At 46.0% G+C, this 20,914-nt stretch carries 15 protein-coding genes and 1 pseudogene; 3 read left to right on the forward strand and 13 right to left on the reverse strand.

The genetic code is table 11. The annotated features are described in order from the left end of the window. Positions 1–51: 51 nt before the first annotated feature. Positions 52–981 (reverse strand): ArsR/SmtB family transcription factor, encoded by a 930-nt coding sequence (locus FHS17_RS21040; protein WP_167280403.1) that lies wholly within the window; start codon positions 979–981, stop codon positions 52–54. Positions 982–994: 13 nt separating this feature from the next. Continuing rightward, the gene (gene arfA, locus FHS17_RS21045; protein WP_167280404.1) at positions 995–2,506 is read right to left on the reverse strand and encodes an arabinosylfuranosidase ArfA; all 1,512 of its coding nucleotides are present in this window, start codon (positions 2,504–2,506) and stop codon (positions 995–997) included. 260 nt (positions 2,507–2,766) lie between these two features. Between arfA and FHS17_RS21050 the strand changes: the two genes are divergently transcribed. Then, complete coding sequence (locus FHS17_RS21050) at positions 2,767–3,606, forward strand: GGDEF domain-containing protein (RefSeq protein ID WP_167280405.1); 840 nt, start codon at positions 2,767–2,769, stop codon at positions 3,604–3,606. 26 nt (positions 3,607–3,632) lie between these two features. Here FHS17_RS21050 and FHS17_RS21055 read toward each other — a convergent pair whose 3' ends face one another. From FHS17_RS21055 to FHS17_RS21090, 8 genes are all read right to left on the reverse strand, one after another. Then, on the reverse strand, positions 3,633–4,361 hold the full coding sequence (locus FHS17_RS21055) for a sulfite exporter TauE/SafE family protein (protein ID WP_167280406.1): 729 nt from the start codon (positions 4,359–4,361) through the stop codon (positions 3,633–3,635). A 22-nt stretch (positions 4,362–4,383) separates the two neighbouring features. After that, positions 4,384–7,521 carry a glycosyl hydrolase 53 family protein gene (locus FHS17_RS21060; RefSeq protein WP_167280407.1) on the reverse strand — a complete coding sequence of 1,046 codons (3,138 nt, stop codon included), beginning with the start codon at positions 7,519–7,521 and terminating at the stop codon, positions 4,384–4,386. Further along, positions 7,506–7,838, reverse strand: a complete 333-nt coding sequence (locus FHS17_RS30940; RefSeq protein WP_167280408.1) for a glycosyl hydrolase 53 family protein — start codon at positions 7,836–7,838, stop codon at positions 7,506–7,508. The genes FHS17_RS21060 and FHS17_RS30940 overlap by 16 nt, the downstream gene beginning before the upstream one ends. A gap of 308 nt (positions 7,839–8,146) precedes the next feature. After that, on the reverse strand, positions 8,147–9,733 hold the full coding sequence (locus tag FHS17_RS21070; RefSeq protein ID WP_167280409.1) for an ABC transporter substrate-binding protein: 1,587 nt from the start codon (positions 9,731–9,733) through the stop codon (positions 8,147–8,149). Between the two features lie 52 nt (positions 9,734–9,785). Beyond that, positions 9,786–10,703, reverse strand: a complete 918-nt coding sequence (locus FHS17_RS21075) for a carbohydrate ABC transporter permease (RefSeq protein WP_167280410.1) — start codon at positions 10,701–10,703, stop codon at positions 9,786–9,788. Between the two features lie 84 nt (positions 10,704–10,787). Beyond that, on the reverse strand, positions 10,788–11,708 hold the full coding sequence (locus tag FHS17_RS21080) for an ABC transporter permease (RefSeq protein ID WP_167280411.1): 921 nt from the start codon (positions 11,706–11,708) through the stop codon (positions 10,788–10,790). A gap of 203 nt (positions 11,709–11,911) precedes the next feature. Further along, on the reverse strand, positions 11,912–13,462 hold the full coding sequence (locus FHS17_RS21085) for a response regulator (protein ID WP_167280412.1): 1,551 nt from the start codon (positions 13,460–13,462) through the stop codon (positions 11,912–11,914). Next, a complete protein-coding gene (locus FHS17_RS21090; protein ID WP_167280413.1) occupies positions 13,459–15,234 on the reverse strand; it encodes a sensor histidine kinase in 1,776 nt (591 codons plus the stop codon). Before FHS17_RS21090 ends, FHS17_RS21085 begins: the two co-directional genes overlap by 4 nt. Before the next feature lie 165 nt (positions 15,235–15,399). On the opposite strand from FHS17_RS21090, the gene FHS17_RS21095 reads away from it, so the two are divergent. Continuing rightward, positions 15,400–16,836 carry a SpoVR family protein gene (locus tag FHS17_RS21095; protein WP_167280414.1) on the forward strand — a complete coding sequence of 479 codons (1,437 nt, stop codon included), beginning with the start codon at positions 15,400–15,402 and terminating at the stop codon, positions 16,834–16,836. Between the two features lie 78 nt (positions 16,837–16,914). Here the strand turns inward: FHS17_RS21095 and FHS17_RS21100 are convergent, their stop codons facing one another. Next, on the reverse strand, positions 16,915–17,694 hold the full coding sequence (locus tag FHS17_RS21100; RefSeq protein ID WP_167280415.1) for a YheC/YheD family protein: 780 nt from the start codon (positions 17,692–17,694) through the stop codon (positions 16,915–16,917). 131 nt (positions 17,695–17,825) lie between these two features. Between FHS17_RS21100 and FHS17_RS21105 the strand changes: the two genes are divergently transcribed. Continuing rightward, entirely contained in the window at positions 17,826–18,605 is a 780-nt protein-coding gene (locus FHS17_RS21105; RefSeq protein ID WP_167280416.1) for a hypothetical protein, read from the forward strand. Positions 18,606–18,654: 49 nt separating this feature from the next. Here FHS17_RS21105 and FHS17_RS31260 read toward each other — a convergent pair. Next, a pseudogene (locus tag FHS17_RS31260) lies at positions 18,655–18,981 on the reverse strand (transposase); the annotation flags it as partial. Positions 18,982–19,348: 367 nt separating this feature from the next. After that, positions 19,349–20,380: a C40 family peptidase gene (locus FHS17_RS21115; RefSeq protein WP_167280417.1), complete on the reverse strand. Its 1,032-nt coding sequence runs from the start codon at positions 20,378–20,380 to the stop codon at positions 19,349–19,351. Positions 20,381–20,914: the final 534 nt, after the last annotated feature.

The following is a 20,914-nucleotide window of genomic DNA, read 5'->3' on the forward strand; positions in this document are numbered from 1 at the left end:
ATGTTCTGGAGAAGCGGAGCGATCGGAAGAATATTCACTTACGCAGCGACACTACAATGCGAGCCCTTCCACATAGTGTACACGGAAAATCATATCCTGATTGTAGTTGCCGAAGCCTTTGCCGAATAACGTTAGGCCGCCGACGTGGACGGCATTGTCTTCGACGGCGAGACGGAACACCCATTGATTGCGGTTAAGCTCGATTTGATCGATACCGATCTCCGAAATTTTTTGACCATCGATATAGGTGCCGTTCTTCTGGACGCGGATGATCTTGAGCAGACCATATTGATTGACAAAGTCCTGCCACCATGCCGGCGTATACTTGCCTTTCACATCGCCATAATCCCCGGGACTTGTCCACATTCCGATACGGACACCATTCAAGGTAAATACAATATCCGATGGCCAGTTCTCGTTGTAACCTGGTGCCTCCGAGCTGATCTCAAGAACGATCTCCAGCTCTTCCGGACGCTGGCCAGGCAATAAGTAATTCGGGATTTTGTACTCCACATACCCTTTGCCAAACCATAGAATTCCGGCATTCATCCGCTCCGGTTCAATAAAATATCGCGGATCATCGAATTGACCGATGACCTTCTCCGTGGTGGCAATACCGCAGGTCGGATGGACTTCAAACTCGGTATAATGCCCAATGGGAATGCTGATCTCATGCGTTTTCTTCGGAATAAATCCAGTCTGAGGCAGATCAATCTGAATGCGGGAGGCGGAAATCTCGCAAATCTTATGAGTCCCTCCCTGCTTTCTAATCATCTTCGTCTGGATAAGTCCGGCCTGCTCCAGCTTACGAACATGCATCGTCACGATCGCGCTGCTTAATCCAAGCGAGGCTGCGAGCTCCTTCACGTTCATCGGCTCAGGTGCTGCTGCGAGCAGATCCAGAATATTTAATCGTACAGGACTAGCCAAAGCTTCATATAGGGGAAGCCAGGCATGGTCTGTATCGGCTTTGATTAGCATGTTTCACATCCTGCTATTGAAGTTTGATACGAATAACGTTCCAGGAAGCTTTACCAAGCGAAGTTTCGATAGTACCATTTTGTTCAAGCTTCGCAGTGCCATTCGTATGCGGCTTCACATTGTCTGGATTAGCTGCTGTGTTAACAGCCTGCAAATCATCATTCTCGAGGACAATATGCTCGATCACCCGGAAAGCGCCAAAGCTGCGAAGATCAATCTCGAAGTTATGGGCATTCTCAAGGTCACGGTTTACCGCAAATACAGTTACCTCTCCATGCTCCTCATTATGGACTGCTACTGCTTCCACGTAAGGAACATCTGTATAATCCTTCGAATCATATTTATCCGACTTCAGTAGAGGCACAAGCACGGTACCGCGGCCAAATACACTTGCATGCATGTATGGATAGTAGATCGTCTGCTTCCATGCTGCTCCGCCGTTCTCAGTCATAATTGGTGCAATAACGTTTACGAGCTGAGCAATACATGCCATTTTCACACGGTCAGCACGTTTCAGAAGGCTAATCAGCATACAGCCAACAACAAGCGCATCTTCATGTGTATAAATATCTTCAAGCTGCGGCGGCGCAATGGACCATGGTTCGATTTTGCGATCGCTCTCATTGGAGTGGAACCAGACATTCCATTCATCGAAGCTCAGGTTAATGTTCTTCTTGCTCCGTTTCTTCGCTTTTACAAAATCAGCCGTAGAGATCACTGTCTGAATGAACGAGTCCATGCCCATAGATTGGGCGAGGAAGTTGGCCGTATCTTTGTCTCTATTGCCATAATACTGATGAAGGGAGATGTAATCAACGTTATCGTAAGTCAAATCCAGCACCGTAGCTTCCCAATCCGGGAAGGTAGGCATGCCAAGCGCCGAGCTTCCGCAGGCTACCAGTTCAATCGTTGGGTCTACCCAGCGCATCACTTTCGCGGTTTCATTGGCAATGCGGCCATATTCCACAGCTGTCTTCGCACCAATCTGCCAAGGACCGTCCATTTCGTTGCCAAGGCACCAGGTTTTCACGTTATGAGGATCTTTATAGCCATGTTTAATACGCAGATCCGACCAATAAGAGCCGGAGGCATGATTGGAATATTCAATTAGATTGCGGGCGTCTTCAACGCCGCGTGTTCCGAGGTTGACGGCCATCATCGCATCTGTATTTGCTTTTTTACACCAGTCTACGAATTCATTAAAGCCTACCAGATTCGGCTCAATCGTACGCCATGCCAGTTCCAGGCGTCTTGGGCGATCCGCTATCGGACCAACTCCATCCTCCCAGTTGTAACCGGATACAAAGTTGCCTCCAGGGTAACGAACGATTGGTACATTTAAGCCTTTTACAAGCTCAAGTACATCGGAACGGAAACCTTGCTCATCTGCTGATGGATGCTCTGGTTCATAAATACCGCCGTAAACAGCACGGCCCAGATGCTCAATAAAAGAGCCATAAATTCGTTTATCTACTTCTCCAACAATAAAATCTTTGTCTACGATCATTTTTGCTTTGTTCGCCATAAAAGAATCACCTCATAAAGGATTGGATGTAAGGAAGAATATCCTTATTAAACAACAGCTCATGCAATAATTCAATAGCGAATTCAGATATAGATGAATTAATATATTTATTAATTATTAAACGGAAACGTTCCTTTTCATTCCTTAAATACCCATTATTAAGAAGTTCTTTGTTGAGTCCCCCGCGTATTTCGACTAAACTGGAATCAGAAGGTAATTTTTTGAATGCTTCACCATTTATTGCAGGAGATGAAATACGTATGCCCAGCAAAATTCGCTCATTGGATGATGCAGCCGGACATGTCATACAGCTATTGGCCCGATTTCTTCCGATCGATACTCTTTTCATCGCGATCCAAGAAGGCTCAACACATCGGATTGTACAAGCCCATAACCGCGGAGATTCACTCGTACAAGCCGGAATGACCTTCCGATCAGATGTCAGCACGATCATTGGACAACGTTCCTATCTTGCCATCCCCATCACTACAAGCGAGTGTGTCGTTAATGGCGGTATTTACTTGGTTGACAGGGACACCTTGTCCCTAAGTGATGACGAACTTACGATTCTGAATTCAATGGCTGCGCTTCTTAGTTATACCATTGATTTGGAATATGCGACGGTTACCGATAGTCTGACAGGTTTATATAACCGAAGATTTCTAGATGAATTATTTGAACGTAATAACGATGCTCCACTTGGTGTCATGTTCATCGATCTTAATGATTTTAAGCGGATAAATGATAAGTATGGTCATGAATTTGGAGATTTGCTGCTCATCGAAATTGCCAAACGGCTCAAACAGCAAATCCGTCAGAGCGATCGAATTGTTCGCTATGGCGGTGATGAGTTTATCATCTGCTTCCAGAACTTAAGCGAGGACAACGGCGTTCGAGCCGTGCAGGAGAAGATTAATGCCTCTTTCCTAGATCCTTTCGTTATTAGCGGGCAGCCCGTCCAAATATCTGCCAGCATTGGAGTCAGCTCTAATCAAGGAAGATATGCCAGCCTTAAGCAGCTTATTATGGATGCCGATCAAGCGATGTACCACATGAAAAACACAAGAAAAAACCTTGAAGCCAACAATGCCTCAATTTAGGCGCTGTAACTTCAAGGTTTTTTTGTTTATCCGATAATGCCGTTAATAGCCGTCCAGATCCCTGTAACCAATATGAGCCATAATGCGATTGTTTTGAACAGCCGTTCATTGAATCTTCCGACTGCCTTAATACCAATCAGGACACCAATAATCATTGCTGGAACAGCCCATCCGATGGTTTGCATAGACGCCTCGTTAAGCAGTCCTTCATACACATAAGTCCCCACCGTAATAATATTCAGAATGAGACCATAAGCCGTAATATTGGCCCGGAATGTCATCTTATCAGCACCTTGGTTGGTCAAAAAGAGAGCTACGGGTGGCCCGCTCATTGAAATGCTCCCGTTCAGAAAACCACTTACTGCGCCAATAGGCACATACGCCATACGACCAAGCGGAAAAGACTTGTCGCTCAGCATGAGCATGGATACGACTGCAACTAGCAGGCCCGCTCCAAGCTTTAACGCACTAGCGGAAACATATAGCAGAGCATAAGTTCCAAACGGTGCCGCAATTAGACTTGCGATCAGAAGCGGCCAAATCTGCTTCATTCGAACATGCTGCCGGCAGCTATAGAGCACAGCAATATTCGTCATCAGACTTAATACAACGACAACTGGAACAGCCTGCTGCATTGGGATCAGCTTCACGAGCAGCGGCACTGAGATTAGCGCGAAACCGAAGCTCGTGAGCCCTTGAACAAAACCTGCAAGAAGGACAATCATAAATACAAATACAATTTGATCAACATCCATAATACCGGTAAAACTCCTTTGCCTATTTCAGCAAGCGATACACCACTTCTGCTGCTTCTGCACGAGTCATCGATGCAGCTGGTGCAAACCGATCACCACTGCGGCCCTTCAGCAGCCCTTGCTCGTATGCCCATTGTACAGAAGGCAATGCCGATGTTGCAATGAACGTTTTATCCGAGAAGGGAAGCTCTGTACCAAATGCAGCTCCAGTACCGTTATGGGCAATCGCATAAGCTTTTGCCAGAATAACAGCCATCTCTTGACGAGTAATTGGTGCATACGGCGCGAACAGCTCCGAAGTGCGGCCTTGAATAAGTCCCGCTTCATGTGCAGCAGACACTGCCTCTGCATACCACGCCGAAGCCGGTACATCGCTGAAGTGAAGCGAATGATCAGCGCTGCTTGTAAGCTTCAATGCACGAACAAGGATAGCGGTAAATTCCGCACGGGTGATTTCTCGTTCCGGTTCAAAGTTAGAATCCGAAATACCATTTACAATCTGCTTGGCAGAAAGAGAAGTGATAGATGGTGCAGCCCAGTGGCTACCCGGCACATCCTTATAAGACTTGTTTACTTCGAGCAGTCCATAGTTGCTGAAATGGTCGACAGAAGCTTCCCAGACGCCATTAACCAATTGTCCTCCAACATAATGAATGGTGCCGTCTTCAGCAATATAATAAACACCTGTCAGATCAGCATTGCTGGTTACGGCTTGCTTCAGCTTGAGAGTTAACGGAGTTGAAAAAGCAGAAAGCTTCTCCACATTGCCAGCCGCATCAGTAACAGATAACTCAAAGTTATAGATGGTGCCTAGTGTACGAGCATCTACACCATCGCTGTCCATTAATTGATCCGCAGCCTCCCCCGTTACCGGGACAAAGCTTACCGTAAGCTTGCTGCCTGCTTCTGTCTTTAATTTACCTAGCAGCTCGGCTATTACTTCAGAAGGAATCGTGAGAGACAAATCACCTGCGGAAAGTGTGATTGGAGCCTTCTTCAAAGAATCAAAAGAATCAGAAGAAAGAATCGCTGTTGTTGTACCTGCCGGCAAGGTAACGGAGTATCCGCCCTTCCCGTCCGATGTCAATTGCGTTCGACTAATAGCAGCTATACCGTTATTGCTTGCAGCCCCGCTGTTGCCATTGCTGCTATTACCGTTACCGTTGCCATTTCCATCACCATCACCATCGGAAGGTAGATTGCCTACTCTTACAAGGGAGACATCATCCATGTAGCCCCATGCTCCAGCAGGAGCATCTACATCAAATCCGATGGTCACTTTGCCATCTCTTACTTCAATATTGCCGACCGTATACGAATGCCAATCATTCCAGCCTGTATTCACCATATCAGTGCTGAAGGTCTTCTCACCGGACTTCGCGAATAGTGCAATCTTCTGCGTATCATATACACCACCGGAAGCTGATGCATTCAGCTCATAAATACCATTTTCGAGATCTTCGATCGTTTGTGCAATTGTATAAGTAAATGCTGTGCCAAACCAATAATTAAGTGCATAATCACCAGATTTGGCATTCGCGGCGTTATTCTCAGCCTTTGCCGCTCCCTTCTCTCCTGTAACCTCCCAAGGCGTAAGAGCATCGCTCTCAAAGCCCGGGTTTTGCACGACATTAACTGCCGCTGCCTCTACCTTCACCAGCTCAATTTTGTCGAAATACCCCCACGCATTAGCTGGTCCGTTCACATTAATACCTACCTTGACCTGACCATCAGTAACTTGAATATCTCCAACTGTATACTGCTTCCAAACATTATAGCCAGCATTCGTGATGGGAGTACTGTATGTCTGACCCCCCGTTTCTGCAGATAGTGTAATGACCTGCTCATCATACACACCACCGGAAGCATACGCCCTCAGCTCATATTTTCCGTTCTCAAGGCCTGTAACCGTCTGCGATACTTGATAAGCAAAAGCCGAGCCCGACCAATAATTTAAGGAATATTCGCCAGCCTTAGCATTGCCTGCATTTTGGTCAATCTTCACTGCTCCAACATCACCTGTTACTGACCAATTGTCCAAAGTACCACTCTCAAAGCTGCCGTCATGGATCAGATTTGGATTACCTGTAACCGTGATTTCGATTGAGGTACGAAGATCTGTGCCTGCAACATCACCTTGAACAGTAAACGTCCCCGGCGTATTTAGCAGTTCAGCGTTATAGGAATCCCATTCAACTGATTTAGCTAAAATTGTCCCTTCGTTATAAAGCACCTTCGTATCTGCCGGCAGTACCAACGAATCTCCTGCTGCTAGTGTCACCGGTGTTGCCGGATAGACGAGAATCGGATCTACGCTAGTGATGCTGCCAGGCTCATATTGGAAGGCATCCAGCGACGCCAGAGCATTACCGTTATAATCAAACATCGCCTGATTCTCCCAAGCGTTGCCTTCACCTTGCTTCCAGCCTATACCAGGCAGCCAAGCCGGTTCCCAGTAAAATACGCCAAGACCAAGGCCATTCTGCACATGAGCAACCGTGTTAAGCACTGTCTCGGTTACGAGTTTCTGATTCTCGACCGACGCTTCAAAACCAACCAGCTTGGTCTCATTCTCTCCGACCGTATTCGGGTGATCATCACCGTTCTCAATTGTATTCGGATATGAGGTTTCCGCGACGACAATTTGCTTGCCGTATCTTGCTGCTACATCATCCATATTGGATTTAAGCTGCTGGAAAGAACCATGCCAGAACGGATAATACGACATGCCAATCACATCATAATCTACTCCACGCGTTGTCATCGCATCAAAAAAACTGCGAAACTTACTGTTGTTGCCGCCTTCCGCCAAGTGAAGCATAATTTGAGTCGTTTGGCCGTCCGGTGTCGTATCCCGTACCGCTTTAGCGCCCTCTTTAATCAGCTCAGCCAGATTATCCATATTAGAGGTTGATCCATCTGGCAGCAGCATGCCGCTGTTAATCTCGTTGCCGATCTGCACCATATCCGGATAAGCATCCGCAGCTGCCAGATCGCTCATGACATCTTCCGTATAGTCATACACTGCTGTCTTCAAATCTGCAAAGCTGAGATCCTTCCAAGCCGCAGGCTTCACCTGCTGTCCCGGGTCTGCCCAGAAGTCAGAATAATGGAAGTCAAGCAGCAGCTTCATCCCCGCATCCTTCACCCGTTCCGCCATGCCAGCACATGTGCCTTATCGTTGTAGCCATCGGCTTGCTCCGGATCATTCCAAAGACGCAGCCGAACATAGTTGACGCCGTGATTTTTCATAATCATCAGCAGATCCTGCTCGATCCCCTCATCGTAAAACTTCACATGCTGATCTTCGAGCGCCTGCAGCGTCGAAATATCGACCCCTTTAATAAAAGTATCCGGATCAGATAAAGTCTCCGTAGCCGCCGCTGCTTGCTTGGCCGGTCCAATCGCCAACAAAGATGTAAGCGCTAACGTAAATGTGAAAAATAAAAGAATGCCTTTACGTACCATTCGTTTCATTATTTTTCCTCCTAAAAAGAATTGTCACTTTATATGGCCAAGTCCTAGGCTATGTTGTGGTGATTCTTACTTCGTAAGCATTAGCCCTTTTTGGTTAAAAAAAAGGGGAGACTTTTGTCTCCACCAAAGGCTGTGAAAATATATCATATGAGAATGTTTTTACGTAAGGAGAAGGGGTATCCACTGAGGAGCGTGAGCGTCCGCCTTTGTCTGCAGGAAAAAACATCTGAATGTTATTCAAATTTCCTGCAGACAACCGCGGCCGAAGGGGATACCCCGTTCCGTCGTAAAACTCTATTCTCTTCTAACTATTGTGCAGCCAAAAACGCATCGATCTGGCTTTGCAGCTCCGCTTGTACTTTATCAATACCTGCAGCTTTCAGCTGTGCAATCAGATCCGCTTGGCCTTTGTCGATATCTTTGATCAGGCCGTATTCGAGCGGAATCGCATAACGGAGCATAACATTGCCTACGTTAGCTACTTCGTTTTTCACGTTTGCATCGTTAAACACGAACGTCTCAAGCTTGAAGTGGAATACCTTTTGCTCCCAAGCTGTTGCAATAGCATCTGCTTCAGCTGGATACGATGCATCCATACGGTTCAGCGGGGAGTTCGAACCCCAGTTAGAGAAACCAGTGTAGTTAGGTGTACCAGGCAGAGCGTTAAATTTATCATCGCCTACTGGCTCATAGTTCGTACCAGCAATACCATACATGAACAGGTCATGGATTTCTTTATCATTTTGCAGCAGATCAAGCACCATCAGCGAGCGTTCTGCTTTCTTCGAAGTTGCATGAATCGCGAAACCGTTTTGTGTCGAGATTGCCGCGATTTTCTTGCTGTTAGGCGTCAGATCCGCAATCGCCAATTCAACTTCCGGCTGTTCACGTTTCAGTTCTGCAAGGTTCATCGCTACTGTACCCAGGTTTTGAGCGTAAGAAGCGGTTTTGCCAGCTTTCATGTCCTGCCATACGTCATTTTTGTTACTCACAATGTTCTTGGACCAAGCACCATTGTCAGCCAGATCTTTGTAGTAAGTAAGAAGGGATTTGAATTCAGGTGTGTCATAAATGTTGAATACTTTACCTGTTGCATCATCCAGCTTGTAAGCAAGCGGCATGCTGTAATCAACTAAGTTGAAGTCATTCGCCTGCTCAAGCAGGATTTGGTCAAGCTCATGCCATTTCCAGCCGTCAGCGCCTTTTGCATTAAAAGCGTTGACGCCTTTTTCATTAGCAGCAATTGCCTTCAGATAGGCCGCATAAGTTTCTGGGCTGTTAACCGGCTCCAGGTTATACTTTTTGCGAAGATCTTCACGGATTAGAACCGCTTTGTCTGTTACCTCAGGGTTATTGTTGGGTACCAGGTATTGCTTGCCGCCAACCTTGGACTGCTCCCAAGCTACTGCTGGCATTGCTTTCATCGAAAGCGGCATAAACTTATTCAGCATGTCGTCAGTCAGCTCCATGAAGCCGCCTTTTAGTGCCTGGTCATTATAGAACGCCCAGTTAGCTGTGTAAGCAATATCGAAATCTTCATTCGCTGCGAATTTCAAAGGATATTTCTGTGTCCAATCCGCCCAGTCAAGGAATTCAGCCTCAACGGTAGCGTTTACTTTTTCTTTCAGCTTTTTGTTTAATTCGCCGAATACAGTGTCATAATCAACCGGTTTGCCGCCAACCATCAGCATTTTAATTTTTAGTTCTTCTGATGTATCAACTGCACCTGCATCAGCAGAAGCCGATGGAGCTGCCGATTCAGCAGCAGGCGATTGTGAAGCGTCTGCCGAGTTCGTGTTGTTATTACCATTGTTGTTGCTGCCGCATGCGCCTAGAACTGTAGCAGATAAGGCAAAAGTAGCAGCCAGCATCATGACCGATTTTTTGTTTGGCATGTTTATCCCCCTAATAATGGTAGTAATGTATGATAACCAGGTTACCCTGAGGTCATCCTTTCACTGCGCCAAGCGTAAGACCTTGCACGAAATAACGTTGAATGAATGGATAAGCGAGCAGGATTGGCCCTGTTGCAACAATCGTCATCGCCATCTTGAGGCTTTCTGTTGGAATGTTTGTCGTTACGACAGCACCAGATGCGATCATTGCTTTACGCATGCCATCCATGTTGCCAAGCATTTTGTACAAATAATATTGCAGCGGCATCAGCTTCTCATCACTGACAAACAGAAGCGCATTGTACCAGTCATTCCAATAAGCCAAAGCGATAAACAGGCCGATGGTGGCAAGTACAGGTTTGGACAGAGGCAGAATCAGCTGGACGAAAATGCGGAAGTCGCCTGCTCCGTCGATTTTGGCCGATTCGGTAATCGCTTCGGGAATGCTGCTCATAAATGTCTTCATCACGATAATATAGAACACGTTCAGCAGCATCGGGAGAATAAGGACGATTAATTTGTCTTTCAAATCCAAATACGTGACGATCAGCATATACCATGGAACCAGGCCTCCACTGAACAGTGTCGTAAAGAAGAAGAAGAAAGCAAATTGGTTACGCCATCTGAAATCTTTCCGTTGCAGGACGTAAGCTGTCATGGCGGTTATAAACAAACCAACCAGTGTACCAATTGCTGTCACGGCAAGCGTGACCCCATACGCCCGAAGCATCTGCTCCGGATATTTAAACAGCATGCTATAGGCCTCGGTAGACCAAGCAGCCGGTATGAGCTGATAACCTTTCTCCACGATGGAGCTTTCCTGCGATAACGAGGACGATACCACAAGCAGGAAAGGAATAAAGCAAATGATGGCGAGCAGGCCAATAAACACATACCCGATAATCTTCAGCAGGATGATGTCCGCCTGTGGTTTGATACTATTTTTTGCCGTAGGGGCAATTGCACTCATCGTAATCTCTCCTAAAAAGAATAGTCACACAAATAGCCTTCGATCGGATATTTGTGATAATTCTTGCTTCGTAAGCATGTGCTTTTAGAACAAAGCATGATCTTTGTCATATTTGCGTACCGCATAGTTTGCCAGCAAGATCGTTGCAAAGCCAAGCACGGACTGATAGAAGCCTGCAGCAGCCGATAAGCCGATTTCGTTCGAGGTCGTAAGCGAACGGAATACGAAGGTATCAATGACATCGGTCGAGGAGAACAACAACCCGTTGTTACCGACCATATTGTAGAACATCCCGAAATCGCCTCTGAATATATTGCCCACTGCAAGCAGCACCAGAATAATTACGGTAGGGAACAGATTCGGTAAAGTAATATGCAAGATGCGCTGGAACACGTTTGCTCCGTCAATCTCAGCGGCTTCGTACATCTCGTTGTCAATTCCCGTTATTGCCGCCAGATACATAACTGAGCCGTAACCAAGCGTTTTCCAAGCGGATACAAGCACCAGAATAACCGGCCAGTACGAAGGCGTGTTGTAAATATCAACTGGTTCAAGTCCAAGTCCCTTCAGCATCACGTTCAGCGTACCAACATCGTAGTTGAACAGGTTATATGCAATCGCTCCTACGACAACCCATGAAATAAAGTAGGGCAGGAACAGCATCGTTTGTGTAAACTTGCGGAACCATTTGCCCACTGCTTCAAACAGCAGAATCGCAGCCGCAATCTGAAGTAAGTTATTCACGATAATAAAAGCGATATTATACAGCGCTGTATTTCTCGTTACCATCCAAGCATTACCTGACTCGAAGAAAAAGCGGAAGTTACTGATCCCGTTCCACGGACTTCCGAAGATGCCTCCCGTGTTGTTGTATTGTTTGAATGCGAGCACAATGCCGGCCATTGGGATGTAAGCGAACAGTATAAAAAAGATTACTGCTGGCGCGAGCATGAGCAGCAGCGTTCTGTTCTGGAGGGCGTAGCCCCAAAATCCGCGTTGCTTCATTCGAATTCTCCTCCTGTATGATCTCTCTCTCGTATAAGTTAATTATATAAATCACACAGGCACTCCAAAATTAAGCCAAACTACAAAAAGTAATACTTAATCTACGATTCGTTTAAGAAAGTTTAGTTTATAGCCGGTCAAAAAGAAAAACCTGCAGGCTCGAAAAAAAGAGACCGCAGGCTTTTGAATTAAGATCAAACGGACTAAATTTTATGCTTCTTCCGGTATTCTCCTGGTGTCATTCCTGTAAATTGCTTAAACTGCCGATTGAAATAAATGATGTTCTTGTAGCCAACACGCTCTGCAATCTCATACACCTTCAGGCAAGGATCAGCGAGCAGCTCCCGGACTCGGTCCATCCGCCGCTCATTCAGCCAATCGCTGAACAAGATGCCAATCTCCTCTTTGAACAAGGTGCTCAAGTAATTGGGTGTAAAATCAAAATGAGCCGCCACTTCCTTAAGGGTAGTCTTCTGCTCTAACCGTTCATCAACAAAGGTCATAATATTATCGAATAACTTGCGTTTTTGTTTCTGCCGTTTGACATATAAGAGCTCCGATAGCTCGAAAAATCTTCTTCTCAGCCAGGATAAAATATCATCAATCGTCTCGAACTGGAAAAGAACCTGTGCATCCCATTTGAGCAGCTCATACAAATTCTCATTCTGCTGCAACAAATCTGCATGCAGCTTTGAGGTAATACGAATGATTAGATTGTAGGCATATTGTTTTTGGTTTACAATCTCATTCTTATCAAACAGCTGGAGAAGCCTGTCATCAATGGCAACAAGATCATATTCTAAAATAGCCAAAAGCATCTGCTCAACATTAGCTTCAATATTGGGCTCCAGCTTATCCTCTCTTGCTGTTCCTGACACATCCTTAATCAATCGGTTCTTGCCTACCAGCCATTTCGCACTAAGTGCGGCCTGCGCCTGACGATACGATTCACGAAGCTCCTCGATATCCCGGGCAGAGCTGCCTGCTCCGACAGTTATCGTAACCGGGAAGTTCTGCCGAACCTCCTCTACAAGCTCCTCCAGCATCGAGGTAAACCGTTCATCCGAGATCGGAGACAGGATAACAATCCGTTGATCGTGACTTGCGAGTACCGTCCCACCATTATTATCGAGAGCAAAATGTTCAACAAAGGAGGAAATGCTGCGGATCTGGCTGCGCCGCTCCTGCTCAGGAATTTTCCATTCCACATCATCGATTTCAATAACAGCCGCGGCTGCTCCATATTGCAGCAAAGTAGTCAAGAACGGTGCAATATGCTCACGTTCATGTTCCTCCGAGGCATCCGCGAGCCAGCGAAGCAGAAGCTCCCGATTCACTAGTGATAAGGCTTCCGATACAATGGTATGCCGCTTGCGTTCCTTCTCAACCTGTGAACAAACGGTTTCCAGCATGTCCTGCAGCTCTTGATCCTTAACAGGCTTGAGCAAATAACCAGAAGCGTTCATCTGAATCGCTTCCTTTGCGTAGCCGAAGTCCTCATGACCACTGATAAAAACAATCTGAACATGAGGGTTCAGCTCTTTCGCCTTCCGTGCGAACTCCATTCCCGACATAATCGGCATCCGAATATCCGATAAAATGACATCAATCCGTTCATCTTCCATCAGCTTTAAGGCGTTAAAACCACTGCTAGCCGTTCCCACGACCTGCAAAGGCAGCGGACTGCCAACCACTCTGCGCCGCAGCCACTCCAAATCAACTGCTTCATCATCCACTAATAATACCGTTATCATGCCAGATGCCTCCTCTGCTCTTCCTCATATGCTGTACCTTGCTTATCGATTGGGAGCAGGATCCGGACCGTTGTTCCTCCGCCAAATACACTTCCGATCTCTATGCCATATTCATCGCCATATCTCAGCTTAATACGATCATCCACGTTACGGATACCATATCCTCCCGTTTGACCAGGCTGGGCAAGCACAGCCTTTAACACATCCGGTTTCATGCCGATACCCGTATCGATTACCTTCAGCTCTACTTTATTACCAACCGCTCTGCCGCTGATACGAATAGCGATATGCTCACCAAACCAAGCATGCTTAAAGATATTTTCCACAAAAGGCTGCAGGATCAGCTTAATGACCTTGCAGTCTTCTAGCTCCCGCTCCATATCAACATGCACATCAAATCTCCCTGCATACTTAATACGCTGAATGTCCAGATACGACTCTACCTGCTCGAGTTCCTTAGACAGTGGGATAAAGACATGCCCATCATTAAGCGTCAGCCGGTAAAACTTCGCCAGCCCTTCGACCATCCCCGTCACCTTCTCCGTCTCCGACAGATTCGCAAGACTACCAATGGTCGATAAGGTATTGTACAAGAAATGCGGATTAATCTGCGCCTGAAGCGCCTCAAGCTCCGCTTGTTTTTTCTGAATGCCTTCGACATACACCTTCTTGATCAAATCTTGAATGTTCTCTGCCATATCATTAAAAGCTCCAGCAATATGAACAAATTCGTCATTGCCGCTAAAACGGAGACGTTTCTGGAAGCTTCCTTGCTGGAAGGAGCGGAGGAACGTAACGATCCGACGCATTTTCCGGCCTGACAATCTAGCTACAAGGAATCCGATGAGCGACATGACAAGAAAGCTGATGAAGCATACCGAGAAGATAACACCGCGCAGCTTGGCCGCATCCTTGCTCAGATAAGTACGTGGCACCAGCGTCTCGATCACGAGACTGGTGTTAGGAATTTTATTTTCCAGAACGAGATAAGTCGCATCATCCTCTGTCAATCTGGAACCCTCTGCTGCATCTTTCTCCTTCCCATTGTCGCCTCGCTGGAACATAACCGTGTTCGAGCTTGTATCCAGCAGCCGCAGGATGAGCCCTTCTTCGGTTGGAAACGCTTTAAAATCACCTAATAAATCATCCAGCCTTGTCGTGATACGGACATAGCCAATAATCGTCTTATAGTCGTTGTAAGATACGAGCTTCCGGAAATGCGAGATATTGTTGAGACTTTGATCCGTATCGACCTGCAGCCATATGTTATCTCGGTCCGAATCCTCGATGGCGTTGAACCACGACCTGTCCGTAATTTCGCTGTATGGCAAAATATAATAGTCGCTGTCCTTAATCTCCTCGTACATGCTGTCCCCGTCAACCTCGTTCAGATATCCGTTTGTCGTATAGACAAGGAGCCGGATATGATTGCCGTACAAATGCAGCGGTGCCTGAATCTGTGGAACAATCTCATCGAGCATCGTCAAATACGTTTGGAACGGGTCGCCTTTCTTCTGCAAAGCTCGTTGAAAAGAGAGACTTCCAAACAACGTATCCGACATCCGCTGAATCTCATCCAGCTGGTAGCTGAGGTTATTTTCCGTCTGCTGCATCGCCGTCTTTATATTCGTCTCTGCCATTTCCGTACGGGACTGCACAAGCATCGTATACGAGAAATAGCCAATCACGGCATCTGTAATTAAGACAAGCAGCAGGTAGGAAATCATCATTTTGTACGTAAAAGGCATAAACGTTCTCATCCGCTTGTCCATGGTGCGGCGGCCCTCCTGGTCTTATCGTCAATTATTAGGCAAATCATAAACGAATTCTTCGAATAAATAAATAGGAGATTACTTGAACCGGGAGGGCATATCCACTAGTGGCATAGGCATACAAATGGTATGAACGGTATTTATTAAGTACGGGGGGATAGCGGAATGAATCAGGATGAGATCCGTGCACTAGAACGAGCTATTGATGAAATCACAGAAATCGCGCAAGGTTTTGGGCTCGATTTTTACCCTATGCGTTATGAGATTTGTCCGGCGGACATCATTTACACGTTTGGCGCTTACGGTATGCCGACACGCTTCAGTCACTGGAGCTTTGGGAAAACGTTCAATAAAATGAAAATGCAATACGACTTCGGTCTAAGCAAAATATACGAGCTGGTTATTAACTCGAACCCTTGTTACGCCTTCCTGCTCCAGGGTAACTCGCTTATTCAGAACAAGCTGATCGTCGCTCACGTTCTTGCCCACTGTGATTTCTTCAAGAATAATGCCCGTTTCAGCGCAACAAACCGCAATATGGTCGAAAGTATGTCTGCTACAGCCGATCGCATCTCCCAATACGAGATGGATTACGGTACGGAGGCCGTCGAGAAATTCATTGATGCCGTTCTTGCTATTCAAGAGCATGTTGATCCTACCATTATTAAGCCATACCAACTCGATAAGTCCCGCTATATTGAATTGCTGACCAAGGAGAAATCACGTTCATCGAAGCTGTCCGCCAAATCGGATTACGAAGATCTCTGGTCCCTTGAAGCGGCCGAGGATTCCGACGGCGCATCAGGTCCCGCTCTCACCCAATTCCCGCCAGAGCCTGAGAAGGATCTGATCTGGTTCATTGAGGAATTCTCGCCAAAGCTTGAGCCCTGGCAGCGCGATATCATGTCCATGCTGCGCGACGAGATGCTCTACTTCTGGCCGCAGATTGAGACGAAGATTATGAATGAAGGCTGGGCTTCGTATTGGCATCAGCGTATTATCCGCGAATTGCCGCTCACGAGCGATGAGACCATTGAGTTCGCCAAGCTGAACTCCTCAGTTGTAGTCCCTTCAAAACATAGTCTTAATCCCTATTATCTAGGTCTGAAGATCTTTGAGGATATCGAGAAACGTTGGGATAATCCTACGAAAGAGGAACAAGCACGCTTCGGTCGTGTACCAGGCAAAGGCCGTGAGAAAATATTCGAAGTCCGTGAATTTGATTCGGATATCTCCTTCCTCCGCAACTACTTGACGAAGAACCTGGTGGATGAGCTTGATCTTTATATTTTCGAAAAGAAAGGTCCTGAGTGGAAAATCACCGATAAATCCTGGGAAAACATCCGTGAGCAGCTCGTCTATTCTAAGGTAAACGGCGGCTTCCCAAGCCTCGTTGTAACGGACGGCGACTTCAACCGGGTTGGCGAGCTTTATATGAAGCATAACTATGAGGGAACGGAGCTTGACCTCAAGTATGTCGAGCGCACCCTCCCTTATGTGGTTCAACTATGGGGCAAAAATGTCCATCTGGAAACGGTTGTCGAAGACAAAAAGATTGTGTTCAGCTGCGATGGGAAAAAGACGAGTCGGAAGTTTGTGTAATCCGATTATGAAGAAATGCAAAAGACCGGAAAGAGCAGCTTTGGCTGCTACTTCCGGTCTTTTTCGCATCGAGCTAAATTACGCATCCTTCCTACCGTAACTCTTCGCGAACTCTTTCATCTTCTTATAGGCCTTTGGATCAAGCCATTTCATCGGATAAAATTGCGGATGGTTCGAGTTCACTTCAATGACCCATAACTTTTGATTACGGTCATAAGCAAAATCGATTCCCATCTCATGCATCCCCTCGCGTTTGCTGCTGAGATGCTCTGCGATCTTAAGGGACATCGATTTCAAATCGGCTAACCGCTTCGAAGTTGTTGCCTCTGATTTCCCTTGTTGTTTCCCTAGCTTCTCCATCGTGTACAGCTTACCGCCTTGATAATAGTTGGTCACTATCTTCTTTGATGCACCTACTTTAACGGAGTAACAATTCACTGTCCATGGTCCGTCCGGCTTACGCTGCACCATCACCCGGATATCGTAAGCTCTGCCGTTTACCCTATCAAGCTTGATGCCTTTTTGGATAATAAGCTTTTTTTCCGACTTCTTGTTTATATAATCGTAGACCGCTGAAGCCGTATCCAAATGATGGCTTAATTGCTTCTTCTTCACGATATGCTTGACCGTATAGCCGGAGCCTTCCGACTTCTTTACTTTAAAAATCCCCATCCCTTGCGAGCCGGAATCCGGCTTTACATAGATGGAAGAGTGGCTTGCTAGCATCGATTCCATATGTTCGCGGCTGAACGAAACGGTATGAGGAACGAGCTCTTTTAACGTTTTATGCGAATTCAAATACCGGCACACCTTAAGCTTCCCATATATACTGCGACTGTTATATTTTTTATCGTACATTGCATTCACCCTCCAATGCAGTGTATGAACCGCCGCCTTCTACTACTTGTGCTTATGTGGATAGGCCTGCACACATCTGCAACTAATTGCGGAATGGACCCGTTACTTAATTAACAGGAGAGTGGTGTAAGTTGAAAAAGAATCCGATTATTATCATTTTAAGTTCACTTCTAATCGTAGTAGTAGGTGTAATCGGATATTGGGCCTTAACACAGGAAAAGGATCCGGTTAACGCTCCAGTCAATGATCTCAACAAAGATCAATCCCAATCCATTGAAGGCAATGCGATTATAGACTGGATAGATTTCGTTAAGCTGAACGGGCTTTCTTACTCTGGTCTTTACGATGGTGTACTTGTGGACAGCAGCGATATGACGGATCATGTCGTTGGTGAGGTGAAATTCAAGTTAGCAGATGTTGTCTCGAATCCGGATTATCGGACCAAGGATGGCGACGCTGCGTTTCTGGCCATTGGCACGAAGCTTTATGAGGTAAAAGGATTTAAGCATGAAGAGCTTATTGCGGCTAAGGATGATCGAGCCATAGGCGGCTATCGCTTATACGTAGGAGAAGCATTTAATAAAACACATAATAGAAACTTCAAAGATATTCCCTACGACAAGGTTAGCCAAATTGAGTTGTATAAAATGAACGAAATGACTCCTTATCGGACGTTGATTGACAACGAAAAATCCGATTTTATCCATCTTTTGAAGTCAGGAGAATACACTCCTAACTATACCTCCAACAGCCAGAATGGAGATCCAACTTATTATCAGATGGTCTTCTATACGGAGGATGAACCGATAGCCTATTCCTTTAGTATTGCGGATGACGGCGATCATGTCTTCTTTCACCCATGGGATACCAGTATCGTAGATAATCGTATACGGACACTACTTGCTGAGTAACAATGAAGGGGCCGTCTCAAAAGGGGTTCGCTCGCTAGAGAACGGCTCGCTTTAGTAAATTAACGAAATAATTTCCATGAAAATAGTGCTGCGGAGAGTTATCCCTGCGTTGCCTCGCAGCCAGCCATATAAACATGATATTTTCACGTACCGCTTTCGCGATTTGGCGAGAGGAGTAAATGCGCTTCGTGTAGGCATAAATGATAACCTTCAATAGCATTTTAGGATGGTAGCTGTCCCGGCCACCTCCGGGATAAGCTTTAGTGAAGAGATTCATATCTAAGCGATTGACCGCATCGTTGATGACGCGGACAAGATGATTTTCGGGGATGTCTTCTTTACTTAGAATGGTTGGGTGGTACCTCCATTTTAACAAGGGTTGGCTTCTTTTTGTTTGAGCATTCATGAACAGGTTAAGAGTAGACGGAGCAGTTAAATGATTCTGGAGAAGCGTCAGCGGTCGCTTTTGTGAGGGGATTCCAACCTTACCTCGTTGATTCAGGGAATCCCCGAGCAATGGCGATTGGAAGAACATTTAAATGCGCAGACTGCTGTTTAGCCCAGATAAAAAAAGGGGGTGTCCCATCGTCATTTTCATGACTTATGGGACACCCCCTTTTGAGTTTGTCTTTTGAGGAACGCACCCCTTCATGAACATTATCCTCGTTGTCCAAGCAGCCCTTCCCAAAGCACCAGGTTACACGTGGTCATGTCATTCAGTAGTGAGTTCCCTTCTGCCAACTCTACTCCGTTATTGTCTTCGTATAAGTACTGCTAGTTGTGATGTAAGCAGTTTGTCCGTTTACTTTCACTTGGTACCAGTAGCTGTTTGCCTTTTTGACCAGCTCAGCTTTTTGGCCAAGCTCGAGGCGGCCAACGGTTGACGAGCTGGAGCTCGCAGACGATTTCAGGCTTACCCAGCCTTTTACCGTTACCACATATGTAGTGTTTGAATCCGACGGTGTTGACGGATTTGTAGGTTTTGGATCCGGGGTTACTGTACCCGAATTACCGTTTGAAGTATTAGGACCTGTCCATGCCGGCACCTTCTTCTGCGGCGGCAGTACATACTTACTTGGAATAGTAGGAGCCTTGATCGTTTTCCCAGCCATACCGCTAAATCCAGCTGTTGGAACTACGCGGCGTGCTTCCTTGAAATTCTCGCCCCACCAGTATTCCCAGCCGTCCACCGTGCCAAGTGCTGTTGGATTACCATCTGAACGTGTGCCGATAACTACCGGCTGTCCATCACGATTCGTTCCCATATAAATAGCTACGTGCATAATATGATCTGTTTCCTGCCAAGTCAGAATATCGCCAATCCGCAGATTTTCGATACCTGTCAGCTTCCATTTGCCGTTAACCTTCTGCTTGCTTACACCGGCAACTTTCGTACCAACTGTGTTATAGTTTGCAGATGTGCCTGTTATATTGAATCCAAAATCACCAAACACAAAACGTACAAAGCCCGAGCAATCCTCGTAGCCATATTTACCGTAAGCATCAGAACCGCTGCCGTATACCATATACCCATTTTCCATATACCAGATCGCCCGATCGACAATTTGGTAAGCAAGAGTGTTCGACTGACTGCCATACTTTGAGTGGAAATCAGCCACATTATAGAGCTCGTCCTTCACATAGCTATCGGCGTTTATGTATTGATTGTACTTGTTTACTGCGCTTGACGTAGTCCATGTCGTGCTGGCATTTGCGATACCGGCTGTACCAAGTAAAGATCCAATAATAGCGAGGCTAAGTATTTGCTTTTTCATGTTTTCACATCCCTCCCACTCCTATTAAATGATAATTCCAACACTCTCCGCAATGACCAAAAACTACCACTATTGATAGACTAAGCCAAAATAATAACCTTCTCATCTAGCTATTTTTACCATCAGTTTACAGCTGTGACCCACTACAGAAGTACCACCCAAACACAGTCCCAGACTGCTTTAGCCCCTCTTTTTAAAGATGTATTTATGGGAAAATGTAAGGATATTTCTTCCTCCATAGCTTCCAGCCCTTGCTGGGAATTATGAGAAAAAATTTAGGAAAAAGTGCCCAAGAAAGCATGATAACGGCTTATAGCAATTCCTCTCTATCTTCACTATAATTTTTATAGTACTTACAATCGAGGAATAAGACATCCGAGGTGATACCGTTGTCCAAAGATAAGTTCGTAGGTTATAGGGTGATGTTTAATGTGGGGTCTAGGTTTATGGTTCATGTCTATATGAAAGAGGATTATTATGAGCAGTGGCGATATACAAGAGATCAGCAGATAACGGATGTTGTTATTGAAGAGG

Origin of the sequence: Paenibacillus lupini (assembly GCF_011761355.1) — a bacterium.
In the GTDB taxonomy this organism is placed as follows: domain Bacteria; phylum Bacillota; class Bacilli; order Paenibacillales; family Paenibacillaceae; genus Pristimantibacillus; species Pristimantibacillus lupini.